A 21,869-nucleotide genomic window follows, 5' to 3' on the forward strand; every position below is an offset into this window, starting at 1 on the left:
TTCATCCCCTTGAGGCGCGACGGAAAACCGCCTAAGTCAGCGTCTCCGCCTGCCTGGGACGCCCGCAAATGCCGATCACGCTGCCGCAGAACCTGCCTGCCTTTGGAGTCCTCAGGAACGAGGGCGTCATGGTCATGGCGCAGGACCTGGCCAGCCATCAGGACATCCGGCCGATCCGGATCGGGCTTTTGAACCTGATGCCGAAGAAGATCCAGACCGAGACGCAGTTCGCCCGGCTGATCGGCGCGACGCCGCTTCAGATCGACTTCCAGCTGATCCGGATGACCGAGCACGAGACGAAGAACACCGCCGCCGAGCACATGGCCGAGTTCTATCGCCCGTTCCAGGACGTGAAGGACGAGAAGTTCGACGGCCTCATCATCACCGGCGCCCCGATCGAGCACCTGCCCTTCGAAGAGGTCACCTACTGGGACGAGCTGACCGAGGTCATGGACTGGACCCAGACCAACGTGCATTCCACCTTCGGCGTCTGCTGGGGCGGGATGGCGATGGCCTATCACTTCCACGGCATCCCCAAGCACATGCTGGACCAAAAGGCCTTCGGCTGTTTCCGGCACCGCAACCTCACGCCGTCCTCGCCCTACCTGCGCGGATTTTCCGACGATTTCGTCATTCCGGTCAGCCGGTGGACGGAGATGCGCGCGGACGAGATCGCGGCGGCGGGGTTGAAGATCCTGCTGGGGTCCGAAGAGGTCGGCCCCTGTCTGGTCGAGGATGCGGGCCACCGCGCGCTTTATATCTTCAACCACTTCGAATACGACAGCGGCACGCTGAAGGAAGAATACGACCGCGACGTGGCGAACGGCACGCCGATCAACGTGCCGCGCAACTACTACCCCGACGACGATCCCTCGCGGATGCCGCAGAACCGCTGGCGCAGCCACGCGCATCTGCTTTACGGCAACTGGGTAAGCGAGATCTACCTGACCACGCCCTTCGACATGGCGCAGATCGGCCAGTCCTCGACCGACCTGCGCGCCTGACGGCACGGCAGGCTGGCGCGGCGGCGCGTTCCCTCTAGATCATGGGGCAGAGGCAGTCGGGATCCCGCACGTGAGCACGCTTCAGACCTTCGCAAGCCTGGCCGTGGCCGTCGTCGCCCTTGGCGGGTGCGGCGCGGCCTTCGACGGGCGCGCGACCCGCATGGAAGCCGAGGCCGAGGCGCGCTTTCCCCCGATCGGGCGCATCGTCGAGGTCGACGGACGGCCAGTGCATGTGCTGGTCGAAGGCCAGGGGCCGGACCTTGTGATCATCCACGGCGCGGGCGGAAACCTGCGCGACTATACGTTCGACTTCGTCGACCGGGTGAAGGACCGCTACCGCGTCATCGTCTTCGACCGTCCCGGCCATGGCTTCACCGCGCAGACCGATCCCGCCTACGAGGCCGCCTTCACGCGCCTGGCCGAGGGCCCCGAGGAACAGGCCGCCTTTCTTGCGAAGGCCGCCGCGCAGATCGGAGTGCGCGACCCGATCGTGATGGGACAATCCTTCGGGGGCGCGGTGGCGCTGGCCTGGGCGCTGAACCACGACCCCGCGGCGGTCGTCGTCGTCTCGGGCGTGTCGCATCCCTGGCCGGGCGGCCTGGGACCAAGCTATGTCATCGGCGGCTCGGCCATCGGCGGCGCGGCGGTGGTGCCCGTGGTCGCGGCCTTCCCGCCGAACGGGTCCGTCGACGCGATCCTGGCCCGTATTTTCGCGCCGCAGGCCGTGCCCGAGGGCTATGCCGACCACTTCGGCGTGCCGCTGTCCCTGCGCAGGTCGACCTTGCGGGCGAACACGCGGCAGGTGAACACCCTTCGGCCGCATATCGTGCGCATGTCCGAACGATACCCGACGCTCGACCTGCCGGTCGAGATCGTGCACGGGACCGAGGACCAGATCGTGCCGCTTGCCATCCATTCCGAACCGCTGGCCGAACGGGTGCCGGGCGCGAACCTTCTGCGGCTGGAGGGCGTGGGCCACATGCCGCACCACGCCGACCCCAAGGCCGTGATCGCGGCAATCGACCGCGCCGCCGCGCGCGCCGGATTGCGCTAGGCCGGCCCGCGCCCTAGGCTTTGCCCACTTTGAGGGAGGCACGGATGGATCTGCCCTTCGACGGCGCGATCAGCAGGTATTACGAGGACGAGGCCCCGGACGAGGTTCGCAAGACGATCCGCGAGGGCGACGACAAGGACATCCTCGATCCGACCTATCCCTATGACCGATGGATGAAGAAGAAGGACTACGAGGCCGAGATGGACGCGCTCCAGCTCGAACTTGTGCGGATGCAGCACGACATCCGGCAGTCCGGCAAGCGCGTGGTCGTGGTCTTCGAGGGGCGCGACGCCAGCGGCAAGGGCGGCACAATCAAGCGCGTGCGCGAGAACCTGAACCCGCGCGGGGCGCGCGTGGTCGCGCTGTCCAAGCCCACCGAGACCGAAGCCAGCCAGTGGTATTTCCAACGATACATCGAGCATCTGCCAAGCGCGGGCGAGATCGTGCTTTTCGACCGGTCCTGGTACAACCGCGGAGTGGTCGAGAAGGTCTTCGGCTTTTGCAGCGACGCCGACCGCGAGCGTTTCTTCCGCCAGCTGCCCGAGTTCGAGGACATGCTGGTCAGCGAGGGGATCACCTTCCTGAAGCTCTGGCTGAACGTCGGGCGGGCGGAGCAGCTGCGCCGTTTCCTGGCCCGCGAGAAGGACCCGCTGAAGCAATGGAAGCTGAGCCTGATCGACGTCGAGGGCCTGAAGAAATGGGACGACTACTCGGCGGCCATCCGCGAGACGCTTGACCGCAGCCACAGTGCCGTCGCGCCCTGGACGGTGATCCGGTCGGATGACAAGTACCGCGCCCGGCTTGCCGCGATCCGGGCACTGCTTGGGCGGATCGACTATGCCGGCAAGGGCGATGTGGCGGCCCCGGATCCGAAGGTCTGCGGCGGTCCAGACATCTGGCATGGCTAAGCGCGGATACCACCACGGAAACCTCAGGCAAGCGCTTGTCGAGGCCGCACTCGAGCTGATCGAAGAGCGCGGACCGCAGGGGTTCACCCTTTCCGAAGCGGCCAAGAGCGCCGGCGTGACGCCGGCCGCCGTCTATCGCCACTTCGAGGGCCGCGAGGACCTGATCGCCGAGGCGGCGCTGCAGGGCTATGAAATCTTCGCCGACCTCATGCAATACGCCTATGACAGCGGGCAACCGTCGGCCCTGCGCAGCTTCGAGGCGACGGGCCGCGCGTATCTGGCCTTCGCGCGAAAGTACCCGGGGCACTACGTGGCGATGTTCGAGTCCGGCATCTCGATCAACCGGACGCCGGAACTGGCGATGGCCGCGGCCCGGGCGTCGCAGGTTCTGGAACGGGCGGCTGTGGCGCTTTCGGAACACATTCCAAGGGAAAAACGCCCCCCACCCCAGATGTTTTCCGCACATATTTGGGCGATGAGCCACGGCGTGGTAGAACTTTTCGCACGCGGGGCACCGGGGCGACAGTCCCCCTTTCCGCCGGAAGAGCTTTTGGAGTCGGGGATTGGCATCTATCTGCGCGGACTTGGGCTTATCCCGCCAGACGAGTGATGGGCACCTGAACGCCTGCACAATGACGCCGGCATCTTCGGACTTCGGAACCCTGCGTCGCGCAATGGGTGGCGTCATGCGAAGCGGTGCGATGCGACTTCTGGGTCTGACGTTGGCGCTTGGGACGCCGTCCGCGGCGGCTGCGCAAGCGCCGTCGTCGGGGTCGACCGAATTTCTCTGGTCGGGGCCCTATGCGGGCCTCACGCTGGGATATGGCGGGTCGGATCTTGAAGGTCCGGGCGGGACCAGGGGGGAACAGGACGGGCGCGAGACCTCGGTCTACACCGGTTTCGTCTGGGCGCGCGGGCAGCTTGTCTTCGGGGTCGAATACGACCTGACCGTCAACATCGGCGGCGACTACGTGTTCGGCGACCGCGTCGAGGTCGGCAGCCGGACGGCCGCGGTCGACTGGATGACAAGCCTGCGCGGGCGCATGGGCTATGTCGCCGAGGATACGCTGGTCTATGGGACGGCGGGGCTGGGCTATTCCGACACCGTTTCCACGGGCCGGTCGTATGACACGGGATACGTGCTTGGCTGGGGCCTCGAGCGGCGGCTGGCCGGACGATGGGCCTGGCGGGGCGAGGCGCTATACTGGGGATTTTCGCCCGACGGTGCGACCGACCGGGTGGAAATCGACGACGCCTGGGTGGTTCGCCTGGGTCTGGCCCGCTATTTCTGACAGCAAGACCGGCCGAAACGACGGGTTGCAGGGCGACCCTCAGGCCGCCTCAGCGGCCTTGCCCCGGGTTTCGGCGCTGATCAGCGCCCAAAGAAGCGACCCAAGGGTCGCGGCATAGAAGGTCAGTTCTGAAATCGGCATGGTCCTACCCCGGTGTGGAGCCCGGCGTATATGGGGATGGACCGGCAGACCTGCATGTCACGCGACTGCGTGACGGGCGAGGCCGGCAAGCAAAAGGGGCGCGGGAAACCCCCGCACCCCTTCCGGTATCCATGATCCGGCTGGATCAGCGCTTGGAGAACTGGAAGCTCCGACGCGCCTTGCGCTTGCCGTACTTCTTGCGCTCGACCACGCGGCTGTCGCGGGTGAGGAAGCCTGCGGCCTTGAGCGGCGAGCGCAGGGACGGTTCGTAAAGCTGCAGGGCCTTCGAGATGCCGTGCTTCACCGCACCGGCCTGGCCCGACAGGCCGCCACCAGTCACGGTCGCCATCACGTCGAATTCGTTCTCGACGCCGGCGACGGTGAAGGGCTGCCGCAGGATCATCTGCAACACCGGCCGGGCGAAGTAGTCCTTCATTTCCTTGCCGTTGACGACGACCTTGCCGGAACCCGGCTTGATCCAGACGCGGGCGACGGCGTTCTTGCGCTTGCCCGTCGCGTAGGAGCGACCCAGCATGTCGCGCACCGGCGTTTTCGGCACGTCGACTTCGGCCACCGCGACATCGGCCGCGCCGGTCAGGGTGTTCAGCTCTTCGAGCGATTTGATTTCTTCGGCCATCTGATCAGCTCCGGGTGTTCTTCTTGTTCATGGACTTCACGTCCAGAACTTCGGGCTGCTGCGCCTCGTGCGGGTGCTCTGCCCCGGCATAGACGCGCAGGTTGGTCATGACCTGACGGCTCAGGCGGTTGCCGGGCAGCATCCGCTGCACGGCCTTCTCGACCACGCGCTCGGGGTGGGCGCCTTCGAGGATCTGCGCCGCGGTCTGCGACTTGATCCCGCCGGGGTAGCCGGTGTGGCGGTAATAGACTTTGTCGGCGCGCTTGTTGCCCGTCATCTGCACCTTGTCGGCGTTGATGACGATGACATTGTCGCCCATGTCCATGTGGGGCGTGAAGCTTGGCTTGTGCTTGCCGCGCAGACGCATGGCGACGATCGAGGCAAGCCGGCCGAGAACGACGCCCTCGGCGTCGATCAGGACCCACTTCTTGTCGATGTCCGCCGGAGTAGCGGTGAAGGTCTTCATTGTTCTGCCCATGTTCGGGGGAATTCGGATGGGCGGGTTCTAACGGTTTCCCGGCCGCAGTCAAGCGGACACAGAAAGAATAAATTGTTCCAAAACAATTGCTTGCGATTAAGGTATTATTTTACCCCAAATTTCGCGGCGCGGGCGACCGGTGAACGGCCGCCCCTGCCCCGTCAGACGCCGGCCGTCACCCGTCGACCCGGACCGAGACCATGCGGTCGGGGGTGTCGGCGACGACGCCATTTTGCGCCTCGTTCCCGCGCTTGATCGCGTCGACGACCTCCATCCCCGAAACCACGCGGCCGAAGACCGTGTATTCGCCATTCAGGAAATAGCCGGGTTCGAACATGATGAAGAATTGGCTGTTGGCGGAATCGGGGCTTGCCGAACGCGCCATGCCGACGACGCCACGGTCGAAGGGAATGTCCGAAAACTCGGCCGGGATATCGGGCAGCGATGACCCGCCGCGGCCGGCCATGCGGACGTCGCCACCGGACTTGCCGAACTCGACATCTCCGGTCTGGGCCATGAAGCCGTCGATCACGCGGTGGAAGACCACGTCATCATAGGCGCCCTCGCGCGCAAGGGCGACGATCTGTTCGACATGGGCGGGGGCGACGTCGGGCAGAAGGTCGATGACGATCTCGCCGTTCGCTTCGCCGGCCACGGTGATGACAAGGTTCGGGCCCGGGCCGTCGACGACTTCCTGCGCGTTGGCCTGCCCGGGCAGCGTGGCAACGTAATAGGCGCCCAGCGCGCAAACGCCCAGGGCGAAGACCGCCCAGGCGGCAAGGGTCGAGCTACGCATCGGCGGCCACCTTCACGCTGAGCATCCGGTCGGGATTCATCGGCGGTTCGCCCCGGACGATCTTGTCGACATGCTCCATCCCGCCGATCACGCGGCCATAGACCGTGTACTGACCGTTGAGGAAATGGTTGTCCTTGAAGTTGATGAAGAACTGGCTGTTGGCCGAGTTCGGGTTCGCCGAGCGCGCCGCGCCGAGGGTGCCGCGATCGTGCGGGATGCGGCTGAATTCGGCCGGCAGGTCCGGCAGGTCCGAGCCGCCGGTCCCCGCCCTGCGGATGTTGAAGTCCTTTTCGAAGTTGCCATGCGCGACGTCGCCGGTCTGCGCCATGAAGCCGTCGATCACGCGGTGGAAGACCACGTTGTCATAGGCCCCCGCGCGGGCGAGGTCCTTCATCCGCCCGCAATGGGCCGGCGCGATGTCGGGCAGAAGCTCGATCGTGACGGTGCCGTCCTTGAGTTCGATGAGAATGGTGTTCTCGGGGTCCTTGATCTCGGCCATCGGGGCCTCCTGTGCTCGGTCTCGGGGCGACCCTATCGGGGCGCGCGGCGAAGGAAAAGCCCGAAGCGGTTGACGCAACGCCGGCGATGGGATGGAAAGGGCGCGGATCACTTGCGAGGTGCCTGATGGCCTGGAAGACGCTTGACGACATGGACCTGGACGGCCGGACGGTGCTGGTGCGCGTCGACATCAACGTGCCGGTCGAGGACGGCCATGTGACCGACACCACCCGGATCGACCGCATCCGGCCGACGGTGACGGACATCCTGTCGAAGGGCGGGCGGCCCGTGCTTCTGGCGCATTTCGACCGGCCCAAGGGCAAGGTCGTGCCCGAGATGTCGCTGGGCCATATCCGCGGCACGGTCGAGGACTGTCTGGGCGTGCCCGTTCGCTTCGCCGAGGATTGCATCGGCGTGGCGGCGAAGACGGCGGTGGCGGCCCTTGCCCCGGGCGAGGTCCTGCTTCTCGAGAACACCCGCTTCCACGCCGAGGAAGAAAAGAACGACCCGATGTTCGCGGCCTCCCTGGCCGCGCTGGGCGAAGTCTACGTCAACGACGCCTTCTCGGCGGCGCACCGGGCGCATGCCTCGACCGAGGCGCTGGCGCGGCTGCTGCCGTCCTGCGCCGGGCGGCTGATGGAGGCTGAGCTTCGCGCACTCGAGGCCGCGCTTGGCACGCCCGAGCGGCCAGTGGTGGCAGTGGTGGGCGGGGCCAAGGTCTCGACCAAGATCGAGCTTCTGTCGAACCTTGTGCGCAAGGTGAACACGCTGGTGATCGGCGGCGGCATGGCCAACACGTTTCTCGCCGCGCAGGGTGTCGAGATCGGCACGTCGCTGGCCGAGCACGACATGACCGGCACCGCGTCCGAGATCCTGGCGGCGGCCGGCGAAGCGGCCTGCGAGATCCTGTTGCCGGTGGACATCGTTGTGGCGCACGAGTTCCGCGAAGGCGCAGACAGCGAGACGCTGCCGGTCGACGCCTGCCCGCCGGACGCAATGATCCTTGATGCCGGCCCACAGACGGTGGCGCAGATCACCGCCGCCTTCGACCATGCGCGCACGCTGATCTGGAACGGCCCGCTTGGCGCCTTCGAGATCGCGCCCTTCGACGCGGCCACGGTCGCGGCAGCCCGGCACGCCGCCGCGCGCACGGGCGCGGGGCTGCTGACGTCGGTTGCGGGCGGCGGCGACACGGTGGCGGCGCTGAACCGCGCCGGCGCGGCCGAGGATTTCACCTATGTCTCGACCGCGGGCGGCGCGTTTCTCGAATGGATGGAGGGCAAGACCCTGCCCGGGGTCGCGGCCCTGGTCGCGGCGGGCGAGCGCTAGCGCCCGCGCGATTGCGTGTCGGCGCCCGCTTGCCTAGAAGGGGCGCCGAAGCGGATCAACACTGGTGGAGGGACCGATGCCCAACGCGACACAGGCCAAACAGATGACGGACGGCAAGGGCTTCATCGCCGCGCTTGACCAGTCGGGCGGCTCGACGCCCAAGGCGCTGAAGCTTTACGGGATCGGCGACGAGGCCTGGTCGACCGAAGAGCAGATGTTCGACCTGATCCACCAGATGCGGACACGGATCATCAAGTCGCCCGCCTTCATCGGCGAGAAGGTGGTGGGCGCGATCCTGTTCGAACAGACGATGGACCGCGCGATCGACGGCATCCCGACCGCCACCTACCTGTGGGAAAAGCGCGGCGTCGTGCCGTTCCTCAAGATCGACAAGGGCCTTGAGGCCGAGGCGGACGGCGTCCAGTTGATGAAGCCGATCCCGGGCCTTGACGACCTCCTTTCGCGCGCTGTCAAGGCGGGCATCTTCGGCACGAAGGAGCGGTCGGTCATCAACGCGGCGAACCCCAGGGGGATCGCGGCAATCGTCGACCAGCAGTTCGCGCTGGGACGGCAGGTTCTGGCGCACGGCCTTGTGCCGATCCTCGAACCCGAGGTGACGATCTCGATCGCCGACAAGGCCGAGGCCGAGGCGATCCTGCGCGACGAGATCCTGAAGCACCTCGACACCCTGGCCCAGGGCAGCGAGGTGATGCTGAAGCTGTCGCTTCCCAGCCAGGCGAATTTCTACAAGCCGCTGGTCGACCATCCCCGCGTGATGCGCGTTGTGGCGCTTTCGGGCGGCTATTCCCGGGACGAGGCGAACGCGATTCTGTCCCGGAACGCGGGCGTCATCGCCAGCTTCAGTCGCGCCCTGACCGAAGGGCTGAGCGCGCAGCAGTCGGACGCCGACTTCGACGCCGCCCTCGGCGCGACGATCGACGCAATCTATCGGGCGTCGATCGCGGGCTAGGTCGCGGAGGCCCGCGGCCGGTGTCGACCGGGTCCGGGATGCGGGGGCCGCGGCTGGCGGGGGCCCCGCGCGCTGACCGGCGCTTTTTTCGCGAACGGCCCTGAAAAAGGGGATTCACAGCGCGAATCGCTTGTGCCATTGTGCCCGCACCGCCCGCGAGAGGCGGAAGGCAAGGCAGAACGATGAGCGGTTCCCGAAGACGCGCCCCCCTTGGCGCCCTGATCTATCTGAGCGTCATGGCAAGCCTTGGCATGTACTTCACCTATGCCAGCGTTCAGGGCGACTACGGGCTGTTCCGCCGCGTGCAGATCGACGCCGAGGCGCGCACGCTGGCCGAGGAACGCGACCGCTTGCGCGCCGAGGCCGAGGCCCTTGGCAACAAGACCCGGCGCCTGTCGGACCAGTACCTCGACCTTGACCTTCTGGACGAACAGTCACGCAACGTGCTGGGCCTTGTCCGGTCGGACGAGGTGGTCCTACGCTGAACCCCGGCGCCGGCCGTCCGCTTTCAGCCCGTCAACTCTTGCATCCGGCGCATAGCTGCTTTCACGCGGGGCCGGGCCATTTTGGCGTGCGTTTGCCCACGACCTGGGGTAAGAGGTAGTTTAAAGCTGAACTACTTTCTTGCCGCGGGGGAGGATCTGCCACGATGGCCGCACGCAGGACGACGACGAAGACGCCGAACATCTCGAGGGACGAGCTTCTCGGCTATTACCGCGAGATGCTTCTCATCCGCCGCTTCGAGGAAAAGGCCGGCCAGCTTTACGGCATGGGCCTGATCGGCGGCTTCTGCCACCTCTACATCGGGCAGGAAGCGGTCGTCGTGGGCCTTGAGGCCGCCGCCGAGGAAGGCGACAAGCGCGTCACATCCTACCGCGACCACGGGCACATGCTGGCCTGCGGCATGGACCCCAAGGGCGTGATGGCCGAACTGACCGGTCGGGAAGGCGGATATTCCCGGGGCAAGGGCGGCTCGATGCACATGTTCTCGAAAGAGCGGCACTTCTACGGCGGCCACGGGATCGTCGGCGCGCAGGTGCCGATCGGGGCGGGCCTTGCCTTCGCCGACAAGTATCTTGGCAACGGCCGCGTGACCTTCACCTACTTCGGCGACGGCGCGGCCAACCAGGGGCAGGTCTATGAGACCTACAATATGGCCGAGCTGTGGATGCTTCCGGTGATCTTCGTCATCGAGAACAACCAGTACGCCATGGGCACGAGCGTCAAGCGGTCGACCAAGTCGCCGTCGCTGTGGCAGCGCGGCGCCGCCTACGGCATCCCGGGCGAGGAAGTCGACGGGATGGACGTGCTGGCCGTCAAGGCCGCGGGCGAAAAGGCGGTGGCGCACTGCCGCGCAGGCAACGGGCCCTACATCCTCGAGGTCAAGACCTACCGCTATCGCGGGCACTCGATGTCGGACCCCGCCAAGTACCGCACCCGCGAGGAAGTGCAGGAGGTGCGCGAGAAGCGCGACGCGATCGAGCACGTGCGCCAGCTTCTGCTGACGGGCAACCACGCGACGGAAGATGACCTGAAGGCGATCGACAAGGAAATCAAGGACATCGTCAACGAGGCGGCCGAGTTCGCGAAGGAAAGCCCCGAGCCCGATGTCTCGGAGCTTTACACCGACATCTACGCCGACGCCTGAGGGGGAGAGACGACGCCATGGCAACCGAAGTTCTGATGCCCGCCCTCAGCCCGACGATGGAAGAGGGCACGCTGGCCAAATGGTTGGTCAAGGAAGGCGACGCGGTGAAATCCGGCGACATCATCGCCGAAATCGAGACCGACAAGGCCACGATGGAATTCGAGGCCGTCGATGAAGGCATCGTCGGCAAGATCCTTGTGGCCGAGGGCACCGAGGGCGTGAAGGTGAACACGCCGATCGCGGTCTTCGTGGACGAGGGCGAGGATGCCGGTGCGGCAGCCTCTGCCGCCCCGGACGCCAGGGCCGAGGCCCCCGCCCCCGCTGCTGCCGCCCCTGCCCCCGCGGCGCCCGCCGCCCCGGTGGCCACGGCGCCTGTGGCCGAGCCCGACATTCCGGCCGGGACCGAAATGGTGCAGACCACGGTGCGCGAGGCCCTGCGTGACGCGATGGCCGAAGAGATGCGGCGGGACGACCACGTGTTCCTGATGGGCGAGGAGGTGGCCGAATACCAGGGCGCCTACAAGATCAGCCAGGGGCTGCTGGACGAATTCGGCGCGAAGCGGGTGATCGACACGCCGATCACCGAGCATGGCTTTGCCGGCATCGCCGTAGGCGCGGCCTTCGGCGGACTGCGGCCAATCGTCGAGTTCATGACCTTCAACTTCGCCATGCAGGCGATCGACCAGATCATCAACTCGGCGGCCAAGACGCTTTACATGTCGGGTGGCCAGATGGGCGCGCCGATGGTGTTCCGCGGCCCGAACGGCGCGGCCGCGCGCGTGGGCGCGCAGCACAGCCAGGACTATGCCGCCTGGTATTCGCAGATCCCCGGCCTGAAGGTGGTGATGCCCTTCTCGGCCGCCGACGCGAAGGGGCTTCTGAAGACCGCGATCCGCGATCCCAACCCGGTGATCTTCCTTGAGAACGAAATCCTCTACGGCCGCTCGTTCGACGTGCCGAAGCTGGACGACTGGACCGTGCCCTTCGGCAAGGCCCGGATCTGGCGCGAGGGAACGGACGTGACCATCGTCAGCTTCGGGATCGGCATGACCTATGCGCTCGAGGCCGCCGATGCGCTGGCCAAGGACGGGATCAGCGCCGAGGTCCTCGACCTGCGCACGCTGCGCCCGATGGACACCGGGGCCATCATCCGGTCGGTGCAGAAGACCAACCGCTGCGTGACCGTCGAGGAAGGCTTCCCGCAGGGGTCGGTCGGCAACTACATCTCGTCGGTGCTGATGCAGCAGGCGTTCGACTACCTCGACGCGCCGGTCATCAACTGCACCGGCAAGGACGTGCCGATGCCCTACGCGGCGAACCTCGAGAAGCTTGCGCTGGTGACGACCAAGGAAGTCATCGACGCGGTCAAGACCGTGACCTATCGCTGAGACGATGGAGGTGCTGGGCCGAGACGCGGCGAACGAAGCCTACCGGGTCGCCATCGACCACGGCGGGCGGCGCGTCGTCGGGCTTCTGCCCGAGGCGGTGATGGCACGCGGGCCGCTTGTGGGCGGCCACGGCCATGCCACCGCCTATGACTGGATCGCCCGGCACCGGCGAGAGATCGAGACGACACTGAAGACCCTGGCCGATGGAACGGGCCGCCCCAAGGCGCCCTTCGATGCCATGGTTCTGGCGGAGGAGTGACCCCATGCCCACCGAAATCCTGATGCCCGCGCTGTCCCCCACGATGGAGGAAGGCACGCTGGCCAAGTGGCTTGTGAAGGAAGGCGACGCGGTGAAATCCGGCGACCTTCTGGCCGAGATCGAGACCGACAAGGCCACCATGGAATTCGAAGCCGTGGACGAAGGCGTGATCGGCAAGATCCTGGTCGCCGAAGGGACCGAAGGGGTGAAGGTCAATTCGCCCATCGCCGTCCTGCTTGCCGAAGGCGAAAGCGCCGATACGGCCGCAACTTCGTTGGCGGCGAAGGCCGACGCAAAGCCCGAAGCCGCGCCGGCGCCCAAGGCAGAGGCCGCGCCCGCGCCGGTTGCGGCGGCCCCCGCCCCCGTGACCCATGAGGGTGACCGCGTCTTCGCCTCGCCCTTGGCGCGGCGCATCGCGAAGGAGAAGGGCCTCGACCTCGGCCAGATCAAGGGAACCGGGCCCAAGGGACGGATCGTGAAGGCGGATGTCGAAGCGGCGAAACCCGGCCAGTCCGCGGCTGCGGCCCTTGCCCCCGCCCCAGCGACCACCGCTGCGGCGACCGCCATGCCGTCGGGTCCGGCCGCGGAGACCGTCAAGAAGATGTACGAGGGCCGCGCCTACGAAGAGATCAAGCTTGACGGGATGCGCAAGACCGTGGCCGCCCGCCTGACCGAGGCCAAGCAGACGATCCCGCATTTCTACCTGCGGCGCGACATCCGCATCGACGCGCTGCTTTCCTTCCGCGCCGAACTGAACAGGCAGCTCGAGGCGCGCGGCGTAAAGCTGTCGGTCAACGACTTCATCATCAAGGCCTGCGCGCTGGCGCTTCAGCAGGTGCCGAACGCGAATGCCGTCTGGGCCGGAGACCGGATGCTGCGTCTCAAGCCCTCGGACGTGGCGGTGGCCGTGGCGGTCGAGGGCGGCCTCTTCACGCCCGTCCTGAAGGACGCCGAGACGAAATCGCTTTCGGCCCTCTCGGCCGAGATGAAGGACCTCGCCGCGCGCGCCCGCGACCGCAAGCTGGCCCCGCACGAGTACGTCGGCGGCAGCTTCGCGATCTCGAACCTGGGGATGTTTGGCATCGACAACTTCGATGCGGTCATCAACCCGCCCCACGGGGCGATACTTGCCGTGGGGGCGGGCGTGAAGAAGCCGGTCGTCGGGGCCGACGACCAGATCACGGTCGCCACGGTGATGAGCGTGACGCTTTCGGTCGATCACCGCGTGATCGACGGCGCGCTCGGGGCCGAGTTGCTCGAGGCGATCGTGGGCAACCTCGAAAACCCGATGGGCATGCTGGCTTGATCTGCCTCAAGGCGGGGTGTCCTTCCCGGCCCTACCGCTTCGCGTGACTTGCACGGGGACAGGTGATGGACTGGAAGGCGCATCTCAAGGAAACAAGCGACAACCTGAACGCGTTCCGAAAGGTTCAGGAAGAGACCGGCCATGCCTTCACGGCGATGCACCGCGCCTCGATGGGCGACGGAGTGCTCGACAAGAAGACGAAAGAGCTTCTGGCCCTGGCCATCGGCATCTCGACCCGCTGCGTCGACTGCATCGGGTTTCACGTTCAGGGTGCGATCAAGCACGGCGCGACCCGTGACGAGATCGCCGAAACGATCTCGGTCGCGGTGATGATGGGCGGTGGTCCGGCCTACATGTACGGGGTCAAGGCGCTCGAAGCCTACGATCAGTTGTCCTGACCGGTCTCGATCAGCTGGTCCATCGTGACAGATGGCTGGTCGCATCCCGCTTCGCCGACGATCCGCGCAGGCACGCCCGCAACGGTCTTGCAGGGAGGAACGTCGCTCAGCACGACCGAACCGGCCGCGATCCGGCTGCAGTGGCCCACGTGGATGTTGCCCAGCACCTTGGCCCCGGCGCCGATCAGCACGCCATCGCCGATCTTCGGATGCCGGTCGCCGTCTTCCTTGCCGGTGCCGCCCAGCGTCACCGAATGCAGCATCGAGACGTTGTCGCCGACCACAGCCGTCTCGCCGATCACGATGGAATGGGCATGGTCGATCATGATGCCCTTCCCGATCCGTGCCGCGGGATGGATGTCGACGCCAAAGACCTCGGATGTGCGGGCCTGGATGAAATAGGCAAGGTCGTGGCGCCGCTCCTGCCAAAGCCAGTGCGCGATCCGGTAGGACTGCACCGCCTGATATCCCTTGAAGAACAGGATCGGTTGCAACAGCCGATGGCACGCCGGGTCACGATCATAGACCGCGACAAGATCGGCGCGCGCCGCCTCGCCCAGACGCGGATCCGACGCGAAGGCCTCGTCGGCGATCTCGCGCAGGATCTGCTCGGACATCTCGCCCGACGTCAGCTTGAGCGAGATACGGTAGCTCAGTGCCCGTTCGATCGTCGGATGGTGCAGAAGGCTCGAATGGATGAGCCCGCCCAGAAGCGGCTCGGCCCGCACGGCCTCTTCCGCTTCGGCCGTGATCTCCGACCACACGGGGTCGATGGCGGCGATTTTCTGACGACGCTCGGCCATATGATGCTTCCTGCTGCTCGCTGCGTGTCTTTCCATACACCAAATAGGCGGGTCCGACCAAGTTGAAAGGGGGCGCCGGGCATCACCGTTCGGCGAGCGCGGCATAGACCCTGGCCAGGCACCGGCAATAGTCGCGTTCCTCAAGCGCCGGCTCGGATGACAGACCGCGCCGGAGGGCCGCCGCCATCAGGCTTCCATCCCCCCACAGCGGATGACCGCCGGCGCCCGCCCTGGCAAGGTCCGCGGCCCTGTCCGCCTCGCGAAGCACCCGGTGCATCACCCAGTCGCGCCTCGGACGCGGCGCGCGCCGCAGGACGATGGCAAGCGCGACCGCGTCCCCGTGAAGCGGCGGACGCATTCTAGGACCCGGGCACGCGCAGTTCGGCCAGATGAACCGCCAGACGGACGCTTCCGCCCGTGAAACTTCCGCCAACTGCCGTCAGGGTCAGCGCGGTCGGCGCATAGTAGGCCAGCGGCGACGAGGTGAGCCCGCGAAGCCAGGACCCCGCATTCAGACTGTAGCCTGTGCCGTAGCGGTCCGGAGCCTCCCCGGCGATGCCAAGATCGAACGCCGTCGCGTCGCCGCCGATCTGGCTTAGAACACGGCCCGTGACGCCGTAGACGACGCTTTGCGCCGGGATCACCGCGGATGTGCTCGACGCCGGGCCGGGGGTCACAACATGGTCAGTCTCGACCGTGCGCAGACTGATCCCGGCACCCGACCAAGACAGCGTCACGGCGCCGGGGATCCACTCTGACCCATCATGGATGGCCGCGGCCCCAAGATCTGCGATCCAGGCCGACCAACCCTGCTGCGGGCTTGCGAAATCCCATCCCCCGTTCGCCGCGAAGGCCACCATGCCCCCCTTTCCCTCCCAGGCGCCCAGGGCACCTGGCGGCACGGCGTACATGCCGTCCGGCTGTTCGGGGGGCACGGTCTCGTCCAATGATGTCAGGACAAGCTTGACCAGCGCATCAAGCCGCTCGAGCCCGGAATTGACGGTCACATGTTTTTGCGCCTGTGCGGCCTGAACCAGCGGCAATCCCAACCTTGTCGTCTCAGTCATCAACCGAAATCCTTCTGAAGAGTCCCGGACCGAAGCGATCCGATATCTGCGCCACCCCAACCTCGAACGGTGCGTCGGCCCCGTCGGCAAGCTGCATGGCAAGGCTGTAGGTGAAGATCGGGGCCCCGACCGTCACCTCGCGCAGCAACTGACCGGCCTTGAGAATCCGCACAACGTAGGATTCCGAAGCTTCGCCCAGCGGAACGTCGAGGCCGTCCCAAAGGTCGCCGTCGATCCGCGTGCGTCTGATCCAGGACAGACGAACCCCGCCATCCGAGCCGCGTGACGCGGTAAGGTGAACGGGAGCATAGGGGCGCAGCCCGACTCCAGCGAACGACCGGTCCGTCTCGATGAAGTCCGGATCGTCAAGCGGCAGGGACGCCGGGCCAATCCGGTATCGCCGTGATACGCCCCGCAGGCTGGACGGCAGGTCAACCTGCCGCACCGCCTCGTCGAGAAGAACAACGCGACTTCCGGCGGGCCACTCCTCCGGCATCAGGGCATCGGTCCCCGCCTGACCTCGCAGCCGCAAAGACACCTCATAGACTTCGGGCGCCACAAGCACGGCCCGTGCGAACTGGAAGACCTCCCAATCCTCGCCGTCATCCGATCCGATGGCCGCGACATTCGCCCCCCCCAAGACCGCGGCCGGTTCGGCCGAACTCAAGGCACCTTCCGAAAGGCGCAGCCGCAGCGGCGCGCCCCGGTCCCATGACCCTGCCTGCGCGGCGAAAAGCGGGGTTTCGGTGACTCCGACGATGGCGGCCCTCTCGATCACGCCATTCAAGGCGAACCCGCCCTCGCCGATGGCCGAGAAGATACCGACCGGGCCCGGCCAGGGGTCGGCCGCGACCGCCAGCCGCGGCGCATGCGGAACCTCGTCGCCGGACAGCAGCGGCAGATCCAAGAAGACCGGAAGAACCGGAGACGGCGCGACGAAGGGTCGGGGCGATGCGATGTCCCCGATTTCGGGCCCCGGTACATAGGCCGACCGCTCGACCCGCACGGCTTCAAGTTGCTGCCACGCGGCGGTCTCGACGGCGTCGACGCGGTACAGATCGGGTGCCTCGCCAAGACGAAGCAGGTCTCCCGCTCCAATGCCGATCCGCGATGGCGGAAGGGCCAGACGTATGCGGTCACGCGCGGCCCGGGCCTCGGTCAGCCAGCGCTCGGCGATCGCCCGGCCCTCGGCTTGCGTCAGAACCAGCTTCAGTTCGGACTGCGAGATGGCCGTGCCATCGTCTTCGGGAAAGGCCGCCTCGACGGCCCGGGGCTCGAAATCCGCATCGGCCTCCACGAAGGTCAGTCGCACGCGCCCCGAAACCTCGGCTTCGGGAAGGCGCACCTCTTCAAGCCGCCCGGACACTTCCGGGCTGTCGACAAGGCCGGTCAGGTCGACTTCCGCGGTCTCGCGACCGTTTCGCGACCGCCAGACCAGCGCGCCGTCGCGTTCGATCGCATCGAAGCCATAGCCAAGCATGAGCGATTGCAGAAGCGCCCGCGCACTCGCACCGTCGGAACTTGTGAACCCGCGGACAAAACCGAACAGGGCCGAGGTATCGGGGTCTACGATGCCCGCGTCACGGCAAATCTCGCGGACCACGCTTTCCAGGGTCCGACCTGTCGTCCGTCCGTTCAGCCAATGCCCGCGTGCATAGTTTTCGCCGTCGCTCCACACGTCGAGACTGGTGGGAAACACCGGATAGGGGCGCGCATCCCAGGCCCAGACGAAGGCGCGCGACCAGTCAAGCATTGGCGCCTCGTAGACCTCCGAGACCGGATTGTTCGCGGGCCGCGTCCAGAAATCGGCCGAGGCCCGCAGGAACTGCGCCTGAAGAAGATCGTCACGGCGCCCGTTCGAAAATCGCGGAAGCGCGGACTCCGACGACTTGGGGTCAAGGAACTTGTTGGGTTCGTTGGTTCCCTTGTCGATCGCCGCACAGCCGATCTCGGTGAACCAGATCGGCTTCGACTGCGGAACCCAGGCGGTCGGGTTCTCGTCCCGGACGCCGCCCGGGCGGTTGTGATGCGTGTTCGACCACCAGCCGCGAAGGTCCTTGAAGCGAAAAACCCAGTCCTCGCCATAGGCTCCGTCGGTGATCGGTGTGCGCTGCTGCGCATCTGCGGCCTCGGGATCGGCATAGTACCAGTCGAAGCCTTCGCCGCCGGCGATATTGGTCTGGAGATAACCGATATCGTGGATGTCGCCCCAGCCCGCGTCGGCGTGGTCATACCCCTCGCGCCAATCCGAGACCGGCATGTAATTGTCGATCCCCACGAAATCGATCGCGGGATCGGCCCACAGCGAATCGAGATGGAAGAACACGTCCCCCGACCCGTCCTGGGGATGATAGCCGAAGTACTCCGACCAGTCGGCCGCGTAACCGATCCGCGTATCAGGTCCAAGGATCTCGCGCACGTCTGCGGCTAGGGCGCGCAGGGCCTCGACGGCCGGGAACCCGCCGTCGCCATCGCGGATCTGGGTCAGCCCGCGCATTTCCGACCCGATGCAGAACGCGTCGACCCCCCCGGCCATCGCACAAAGACGGGCGTAATGAAGGATGAAGCGCCGGTAGGAGAACTCCGCCGGCCCCGAGTAGGCCACCCCCTCCGGTGTCACCCGGAAATCGCCCACGCCAGCCTGCCCGAAGAAGGCGGCGACCTCGGCGGCAGCGGCTGCGGTCTTGTCCGGGCTGCCCGGCCGTCCCGGAGCGACAGATGTCGTGACCCGGCCCCGCCACGGCAGGGCCGGCTGATCGGCGGCATCGCTCCAGGGGTCGGGACGGCCGTTGCCGGCAAGCTGCTCCATCAGGATGAAGGGATAGAACATCACCGCCCCGGTGCGGCCACGCAACTCCTCGATCGCCTGGATCACGGACAGGTCGGTCGGCGTGCCGCCATAGACGGGCCTGCCTTCAAGATAGGGAACCGTCTGCGCCCTCTCGCGCGTCAGGCCCGAGACGCTCCACGGCAGACCATAAGCGTCGATCTCCTTTTGCTCCACCTTGGGGCGTATCTCGCAGACCCCGCAGCGCAGGTCGTCTCCGAACCACGAGATGATCAGCGACGCGGCGCCGACGTTCGGCAGTTCCTCGGACAGGGCGTCGACCGAGGCGCGAAGATCCGGCACCCGGCCCGGCGTGTTGACGTTCGCGGGACGTGTGCGGCCAAGCGCGTCGCGGTAGTACACACGCCTGGTCGACAGCGAGTATTCCCCGGTGCCTGGCATCAAAGCGACGGCCCGGACGGCCCGCGTGACGTCAACCGGCTGCTCCAGATCGGTCCCCTGGTCGGCGCGGGTGACCTCGAAACTGAACTGCGGCACACGGTTTCCGAAGCGCCCAAGCCCCAGGTCCTCGATGACGACGTAGGCCAGTCCCCGATAGGCCGGCGCCTTCCCCGCGCCCTGGATCGCCTCGATCTTGGGATCGGGCATCTGGGTTTCAGACCCGGGGTAGACACGAAGGTTAAGCGAGTTGCGGCTGATCTCGATGCCGTCGGCCCAGATCCGTCCCACGCGCGTGATCTCACCCTCGCACAGCCCGATCGCAAGGCTCACCGAATAGGAATAACTGGTGATCTCAAGACCGCCCGGGGCCCCTCCCTTCCCCGATCCCCCCGTCGTCGAGACGCTCTCGCGGAACCTCGAGGCCCAGATCACCTGCCCCGAGATCCGCGTGCGACCGTAAAGCCGCGCTACGGGAATGCCCTCTCCCGCGCCGGTCAGCCGGAACCGGTCGACCTTTCCGGTCTCGATGGCCTGGCTTCCCGCGCCCAGGATCTGCTGGTCGATAACCGAACCGATGGTCGCGCCGATCGCGCGGCCGATCAGGGCGCTGCCGATCCCCAGAACGCTGCCTCCAACGGCCCCACCGATGGCCGCACCCACGGCGGAAAGTACGATCGTCGCCATCAGGAGATCCTTTCGGGAAACGCAAAACACGCGACCACGCGTCGTGACCAGGGAAGGCTCAGCGCGCTTTCCACGACGCCGTGGCCGCAATAGGCATGAATGAACGAGGGGGCCGCCCCGCCCCTGGACAGAAGGCCCAGATGCTTGGCGACGCTGCCTTCCGCCATGCGGAACAGAAGAACGTCGCCAGGACGGGCCGACCCCGGCTGACGCCGGGAAAGATGACGCTGCGCGGCCGCCCACAGGCGTTCCTCGCCGCCGGCCGCACCACCGGCCTCGGCCCAGTCCCAGGTATAGGCGGGGATCGCCTCGGGCTCTGTGCCGTAAAGCTCGCGCCAGACCGCGCGGATCAGTCCAAGACAGTCCGCGCCAGCGCCCCGGCACGACGCCTGGTGCTGATACGGCGTCCCGATCCAGTCCCGGGCGATCGCGACCGCGCGCCCGCCGATGCCGTCCGTCATGTCAGCCGCCCGCCGTCGTTGCGCCCCGACCGCGTTGGATAGCTGATCAGCCAGTCCTCGCCCGGGATGTGGGGAAATCCCCGGAAGTTCAGGAAGTTGTTGAACTTGACGCGGCAGGTCTCTGCCATGCGATCGCAGCCTGCGGTGATCTCGACCCGGTCGCCGGGCGCGATGGTGGCGCGCAGATCCGACCAAAGCTCGATCCGGCGCCCACCGGTCGCCTCGCGGTCGTCCTTGACGACCGCGGCCTGCCCTTCGGCTTCACCATCGAGGACCCGCAGGGTTCCCCGGGTGAACCATCCCTTGGCGTAGGGCGCCAGCAGACCCAGGTCGAGCCTGCGATTGTCCTCCGCCGACAGCACCGTGCGGATCGCGCGGAACGCGTCCCCGCTCAAATCCACCCCGCACCGCGCATCGCCCAGACGTGCGCCACAGGGTTTCTGGAAGTTCCGGCCCGACGACTGGTTCAGCGCCTCCGTCATCCCGCGCAATTCGGCCGTGAAACTGCCAGCGCTGGTTCGGATCTCGCCGATGCTGCCGCGAAACAGCAGCTTGCGCTCTTCGACGTTGCGCCAGTTCACCAGCCAGCATCGCACGTCGGCCCCGTCGAAGCGTCCGGCGCGGATGTCCTCCTCGCGGATCGAGGCATGGGACAGCACGCCCACCGCCTCGCTGTTATCGACCGCAAGTCCCGTGCCCTGCTGCAGCGCCCGCGCGCTCAGCCCGGCATCGGCGGCGAAGCTCAGGCCGGCGAAGGACAGCGGCCGGTCGTGGTCGGTGAAGCCCAGCACCCGCCCATCCCGCCGCGTCAGGGCCCAGCAGCGCGCGACCGTCGTGATCCCGCCCGCAAGATGCGCGTGAAGCGCCGCCGCGGCATCCGTCACAACCGCACCTCGACGACCGGCACCGAAGGCACCTCGCCCGCCTCGAAGCTGGCCACCGAGATCTGGATGCGGTCGGTATCGAAGCGCACCGGGACGTCGAACTCGAAGCCCGCGGTGACCCGCGCTCCGATGTCCGGTGGATCGGCGAAGGTCACCACACCGGTCGTGTCGTCCAGCTCATAGTGGATGGTTTCGGTCTTCAGGTCGCCCTGAATGCCGACGCTGACGGTTCCCCCCACCGGCTTCGCGACCGGCCGCACATAGGTGAACGCGCCCGAACGATAGGTCTTCACCAGTTGAAAGACGCGGCGTTGCCCGTCGCCCTCGCCGATCAGCTGATCCTCGAAGCCGGGGGCACGCGGGGCGGGGCACGACCTGAAGTCCGCCCAATCCTTCCAGCGAAAACCGAAAAGCTGCCCCTGCCGGGCCTCGAAGAAGGCGATCACCTCCTCGAGGTCTTCAAGCGCGCGCATGCCCAGACCCGCGTCATAGCGGCGGCGCGAATGCGCCCAGGGGGTGTTCCTCTCCTCGAAGCCGTTGGCAAGCGTCACCACGTCCGTGCGCCGCTCGGGCCCGCCCATCGAGCCGAAGCTGAGGTTTGCGGGAAAGCGGATCTCGTGAAATCCCATGTCGCC

Annotated in this window: 24 protein-coding genes; 13 read left to right on the forward strand and 11 right to left on the reverse strand. The window is 66.9% G+C overall.

The window, feature by feature from the left end; all coding sequences use genetic code 11:
• Positions 1–68: 68 nt before the first annotated feature.
• The 5 genes from metA to ACRDNQ_RS13775 all read left to right on the forward strand — a co-directional run bounded on the left by metA (position 69) and on the right by ACRDNQ_RS13775 (position 4,258).
• Positions 69–1,004, forward strand: a complete 936-nt coding sequence (metA, locus tag ACRDNQ_RS13755; RefSeq protein ID WP_431829263.1) for a homoserine O-acetyltransferase MetA — start codon at positions 69–71, stop codon at positions 1,002–1,004.
• A gap of 70 nt (positions 1,005–1,074) precedes the next feature.
• Positions 1,075–2,058 carry an alpha/beta fold hydrolase gene (locus tag ACRDNQ_RS13760; protein WP_431829264.1) on the forward strand — a complete coding sequence of 328 codons (984 nt, stop codon included), beginning with the start codon at positions 1,075–1,077 and terminating at the stop codon, positions 2,056–2,058.
• Positions 2,059–2,102: 44 nt separating this feature from the next.
• Entirely contained in the window at positions 2,103–2,966 is an 864-nt protein-coding gene (gene ppk2 / locus ACRDNQ_RS13765; protein ID WP_431829265.1) for a polyphosphate kinase 2, read from the forward strand.
• Complete coding sequence (locus tag ACRDNQ_RS13770) at positions 2,959–3,576, forward strand: TetR/AcrR family transcriptional regulator (protein ID WP_431829266.1); 618 nt, start codon at positions 2,959–2,961, stop codon at positions 3,574–3,576. Before ppk2 ends, ACRDNQ_RS13770 begins: the two co-directional genes overlap by 8 nt.
• A 91-nt stretch (positions 3,577–3,667) precedes the next feature.
• Positions 3,668–4,258, forward strand: coding sequence for an outer membrane protein (locus tag ACRDNQ_RS13775; protein ID WP_431829267.1), 591 nt, complete (start codon positions 3,668–3,670; stop codon positions 4,256–4,258).
• 286 nt (positions 4,259–4,544) lie between these two features.
• Here ACRDNQ_RS13775 and rpsI read toward each other — a convergent pair whose 3' ends face one another.
• The 4 genes from rpsI to ACRDNQ_RS13795 all read right to left on the reverse strand — a co-directional run bounded on the left by rpsI (position 4,545) and on the right by ACRDNQ_RS13795 (position 6,809).
• Positions 4,545–5,036, reverse strand: coding sequence for a 30S ribosomal protein S9 (gene rpsI / locus ACRDNQ_RS13780; RefSeq protein WP_431829268.1), 492 nt, complete (start codon positions 5,034–5,036; stop codon positions 4,545–4,547).
• A 4-nt stretch (positions 5,037–5,040) separates the two neighbouring features.
• A complete protein-coding gene (gene rplM, locus ACRDNQ_RS13785; protein WP_431829269.1) occupies positions 5,041–5,502 on the reverse strand; it encodes a 50S ribosomal protein L13 in 462 nt (153 codons plus the stop codon).
• 187 nt (positions 5,503–5,689) lie between these two features.
• Positions 5,690–6,310 carry a peptidylprolyl isomerase gene (locus ACRDNQ_RS13790; protein WP_431829270.1) on the reverse strand — a complete coding sequence of 207 codons (621 nt, stop codon included), beginning with the start codon at positions 6,308–6,310 and terminating at the stop codon, positions 5,690–5,692.
• Positions 6,303–6,809, reverse strand: a complete 507-nt coding sequence (locus ACRDNQ_RS13795) for a peptidylprolyl isomerase (RefSeq protein WP_431829271.1) — start codon at positions 6,807–6,809, stop codon at positions 6,303–6,305. Before ACRDNQ_RS13795 ends, ACRDNQ_RS13790 begins: the two co-directional genes overlap by 8 nt.
• Positions 6,810–6,934: 125 nt before the next feature.
• Here ACRDNQ_RS13795 and ACRDNQ_RS13800 point away from each other — a divergent pair, with 125 nt between their 5' ends.
• The 8 genes from ACRDNQ_RS13800 to ACRDNQ_RS13835 all read left to right on the forward strand — a co-directional run bounded on the left by ACRDNQ_RS13800 (position 6,935) and on the right by ACRDNQ_RS13835 (position 14,106).
• A complete protein-coding gene (locus tag ACRDNQ_RS13800) occupies positions 6,935–8,137 on the forward strand; it encodes a phosphoglycerate kinase (RefSeq protein ID WP_431829272.1) in 1,203 nt (400 codons plus the stop codon).
• Between the two features lie 76 nt (positions 8,138–8,213).
• Positions 8,214–9,107: a fructose bisphosphate aldolase gene (locus ACRDNQ_RS13805; RefSeq protein ID WP_431829273.1), complete on the forward strand. Its 894-nt coding sequence runs from the start codon at positions 8,214–8,216 to the stop codon at positions 9,105–9,107.
• Positions 9,108–9,289: 182 nt separating this feature from the next.
• Positions 9,290–9,592: an FtsB family cell division protein gene (locus tag ACRDNQ_RS13810; RefSeq protein ID WP_431829274.1), complete on the forward strand. Its 303-nt coding sequence runs from the start codon at positions 9,290–9,292 to the stop codon at positions 9,590–9,592.
• Between the two features lie 164 nt (positions 9,593–9,756).
• A complete protein-coding gene (gene pdhA / locus ACRDNQ_RS13815) occupies positions 9,757–10,755 on the forward strand; it encodes a pyruvate dehydrogenase (acetyl-transferring) E1 component subunit alpha (RefSeq protein ID WP_431829275.1) in 999 nt (332 codons plus the stop codon).
• A 17-nt stretch (positions 10,756–10,772) separates the two neighbouring features.
• Positions 10,773–12,143 (forward strand): pyruvate dehydrogenase complex E1 component subunit beta, encoded by a 1,371-nt coding sequence (locus tag ACRDNQ_RS13820; protein ID WP_431829276.1) that lies wholly within the window; start codon positions 10,773–10,775, stop codon positions 12,141–12,143.
• A 4-nt stretch (positions 12,144–12,147) separates the two neighbouring features.
• On the forward strand, positions 12,148–12,402 hold the full coding sequence (locus tag ACRDNQ_RS13825; protein ID WP_431829277.1) for a hypothetical protein: 255 nt from the start codon (positions 12,148–12,150) through the stop codon (positions 12,400–12,402).
• 4 nt (positions 12,403–12,406) lie between these two features.
• Positions 12,407–13,708, forward strand: coding sequence for a pyruvate dehydrogenase complex dihydrolipoamide acetyltransferase (locus ACRDNQ_RS13830; RefSeq protein ID WP_431829278.1), 1,302 nt, complete (start codon positions 12,407–12,409; stop codon positions 13,706–13,708).
• A gap of 65 nt (positions 13,709–13,773) precedes the next feature.
• Positions 13,774–14,106: a carboxymuconolactone decarboxylase family protein gene (locus tag ACRDNQ_RS13835; RefSeq protein ID WP_431829279.1), complete on the forward strand. Its 333-nt coding sequence runs from the start codon at positions 13,774–13,776 to the stop codon at positions 14,104–14,106.
• Here ACRDNQ_RS13835 and cysE read toward each other — a convergent pair.
• The 7 genes from cysE to ACRDNQ_RS13870 all read right to left on the reverse strand — a co-directional run bounded on the left by cysE (position 14,094) and on the right by ACRDNQ_RS13870 (position 21,863).
• Positions 14,094–14,909: a serine O-acetyltransferase gene (gene cysE / locus ACRDNQ_RS13840; RefSeq protein WP_431829280.1), complete on the reverse strand. Its 816-nt coding sequence runs from the start codon at positions 14,907–14,909 to the stop codon at positions 14,094–14,096. The genes ACRDNQ_RS13835 and cysE overlap by 13 nt on opposite strands.
• Before the next feature lie 82 nt (positions 14,910–14,991).
• A complete protein-coding gene (locus ACRDNQ_RS13845; RefSeq protein ID WP_431829281.1) occupies positions 14,992–15,267 on the reverse strand; it encodes a DUF7742 family protein in 276 nt (91 codons plus the stop codon).
• A gap of 1 nt (position 15,268) precedes the next feature.
• Positions 15,269–15,976 (reverse strand): DUF2793 domain-containing protein, encoded by a 708-nt coding sequence (locus ACRDNQ_RS13850; protein WP_431829282.1) that lies wholly within the window; start codon positions 15,974–15,976, stop codon positions 15,269–15,271.
• On the reverse strand, positions 15,969–19,889 hold the full coding sequence (locus ACRDNQ_RS13855; RefSeq protein ID WP_431829283.1) for a baseplate multidomain protein megatron: 3,921 nt from the start codon (positions 19,887–19,889) through the stop codon (positions 15,969–15,971). The genes ACRDNQ_RS13850 and ACRDNQ_RS13855 overlap by 8 nt, the downstream gene beginning before the upstream one ends.
• A complete protein-coding gene (locus ACRDNQ_RS13860) occupies positions 19,889–20,350 on the reverse strand; it encodes an NlpC/P60 family protein (RefSeq protein WP_431829284.1) in 462 nt (153 codons plus the stop codon). Before ACRDNQ_RS13860 ends, ACRDNQ_RS13855 begins: the two co-directional genes overlap by 1 nt.
• The gene (locus tag ACRDNQ_RS13865; RefSeq protein WP_431829285.1) at positions 20,347–21,234 is read right to left on the reverse strand and encodes a DUF2163 domain-containing protein; all 888 of its coding nucleotides are present in this window, start codon (positions 21,232–21,234) and stop codon (positions 20,347–20,349) included. The genes ACRDNQ_RS13860 and ACRDNQ_RS13865 overlap by 4 nt, the downstream gene beginning before the upstream one ends.
• Entirely contained in the window at positions 21,231–21,863 is a 633-nt protein-coding gene (locus ACRDNQ_RS13870) for a phage distal tail protein, Rcc01695 family (protein WP_431829286.1), read from the reverse strand. Before ACRDNQ_RS13870 ends, ACRDNQ_RS13865 begins: the two co-directional genes overlap by 4 nt.
• Positions 21,864–21,869 lie beyond the last annotated feature (6 nt).

This window comes from Saliniferula longa (assembly GCF_050789285.1).
Taxonomy (GTDB): domain Bacteria; phylum Pseudomonadota; class Alphaproteobacteria; order Rhodobacterales; family Rhodobacteraceae; genus CAVPWP01.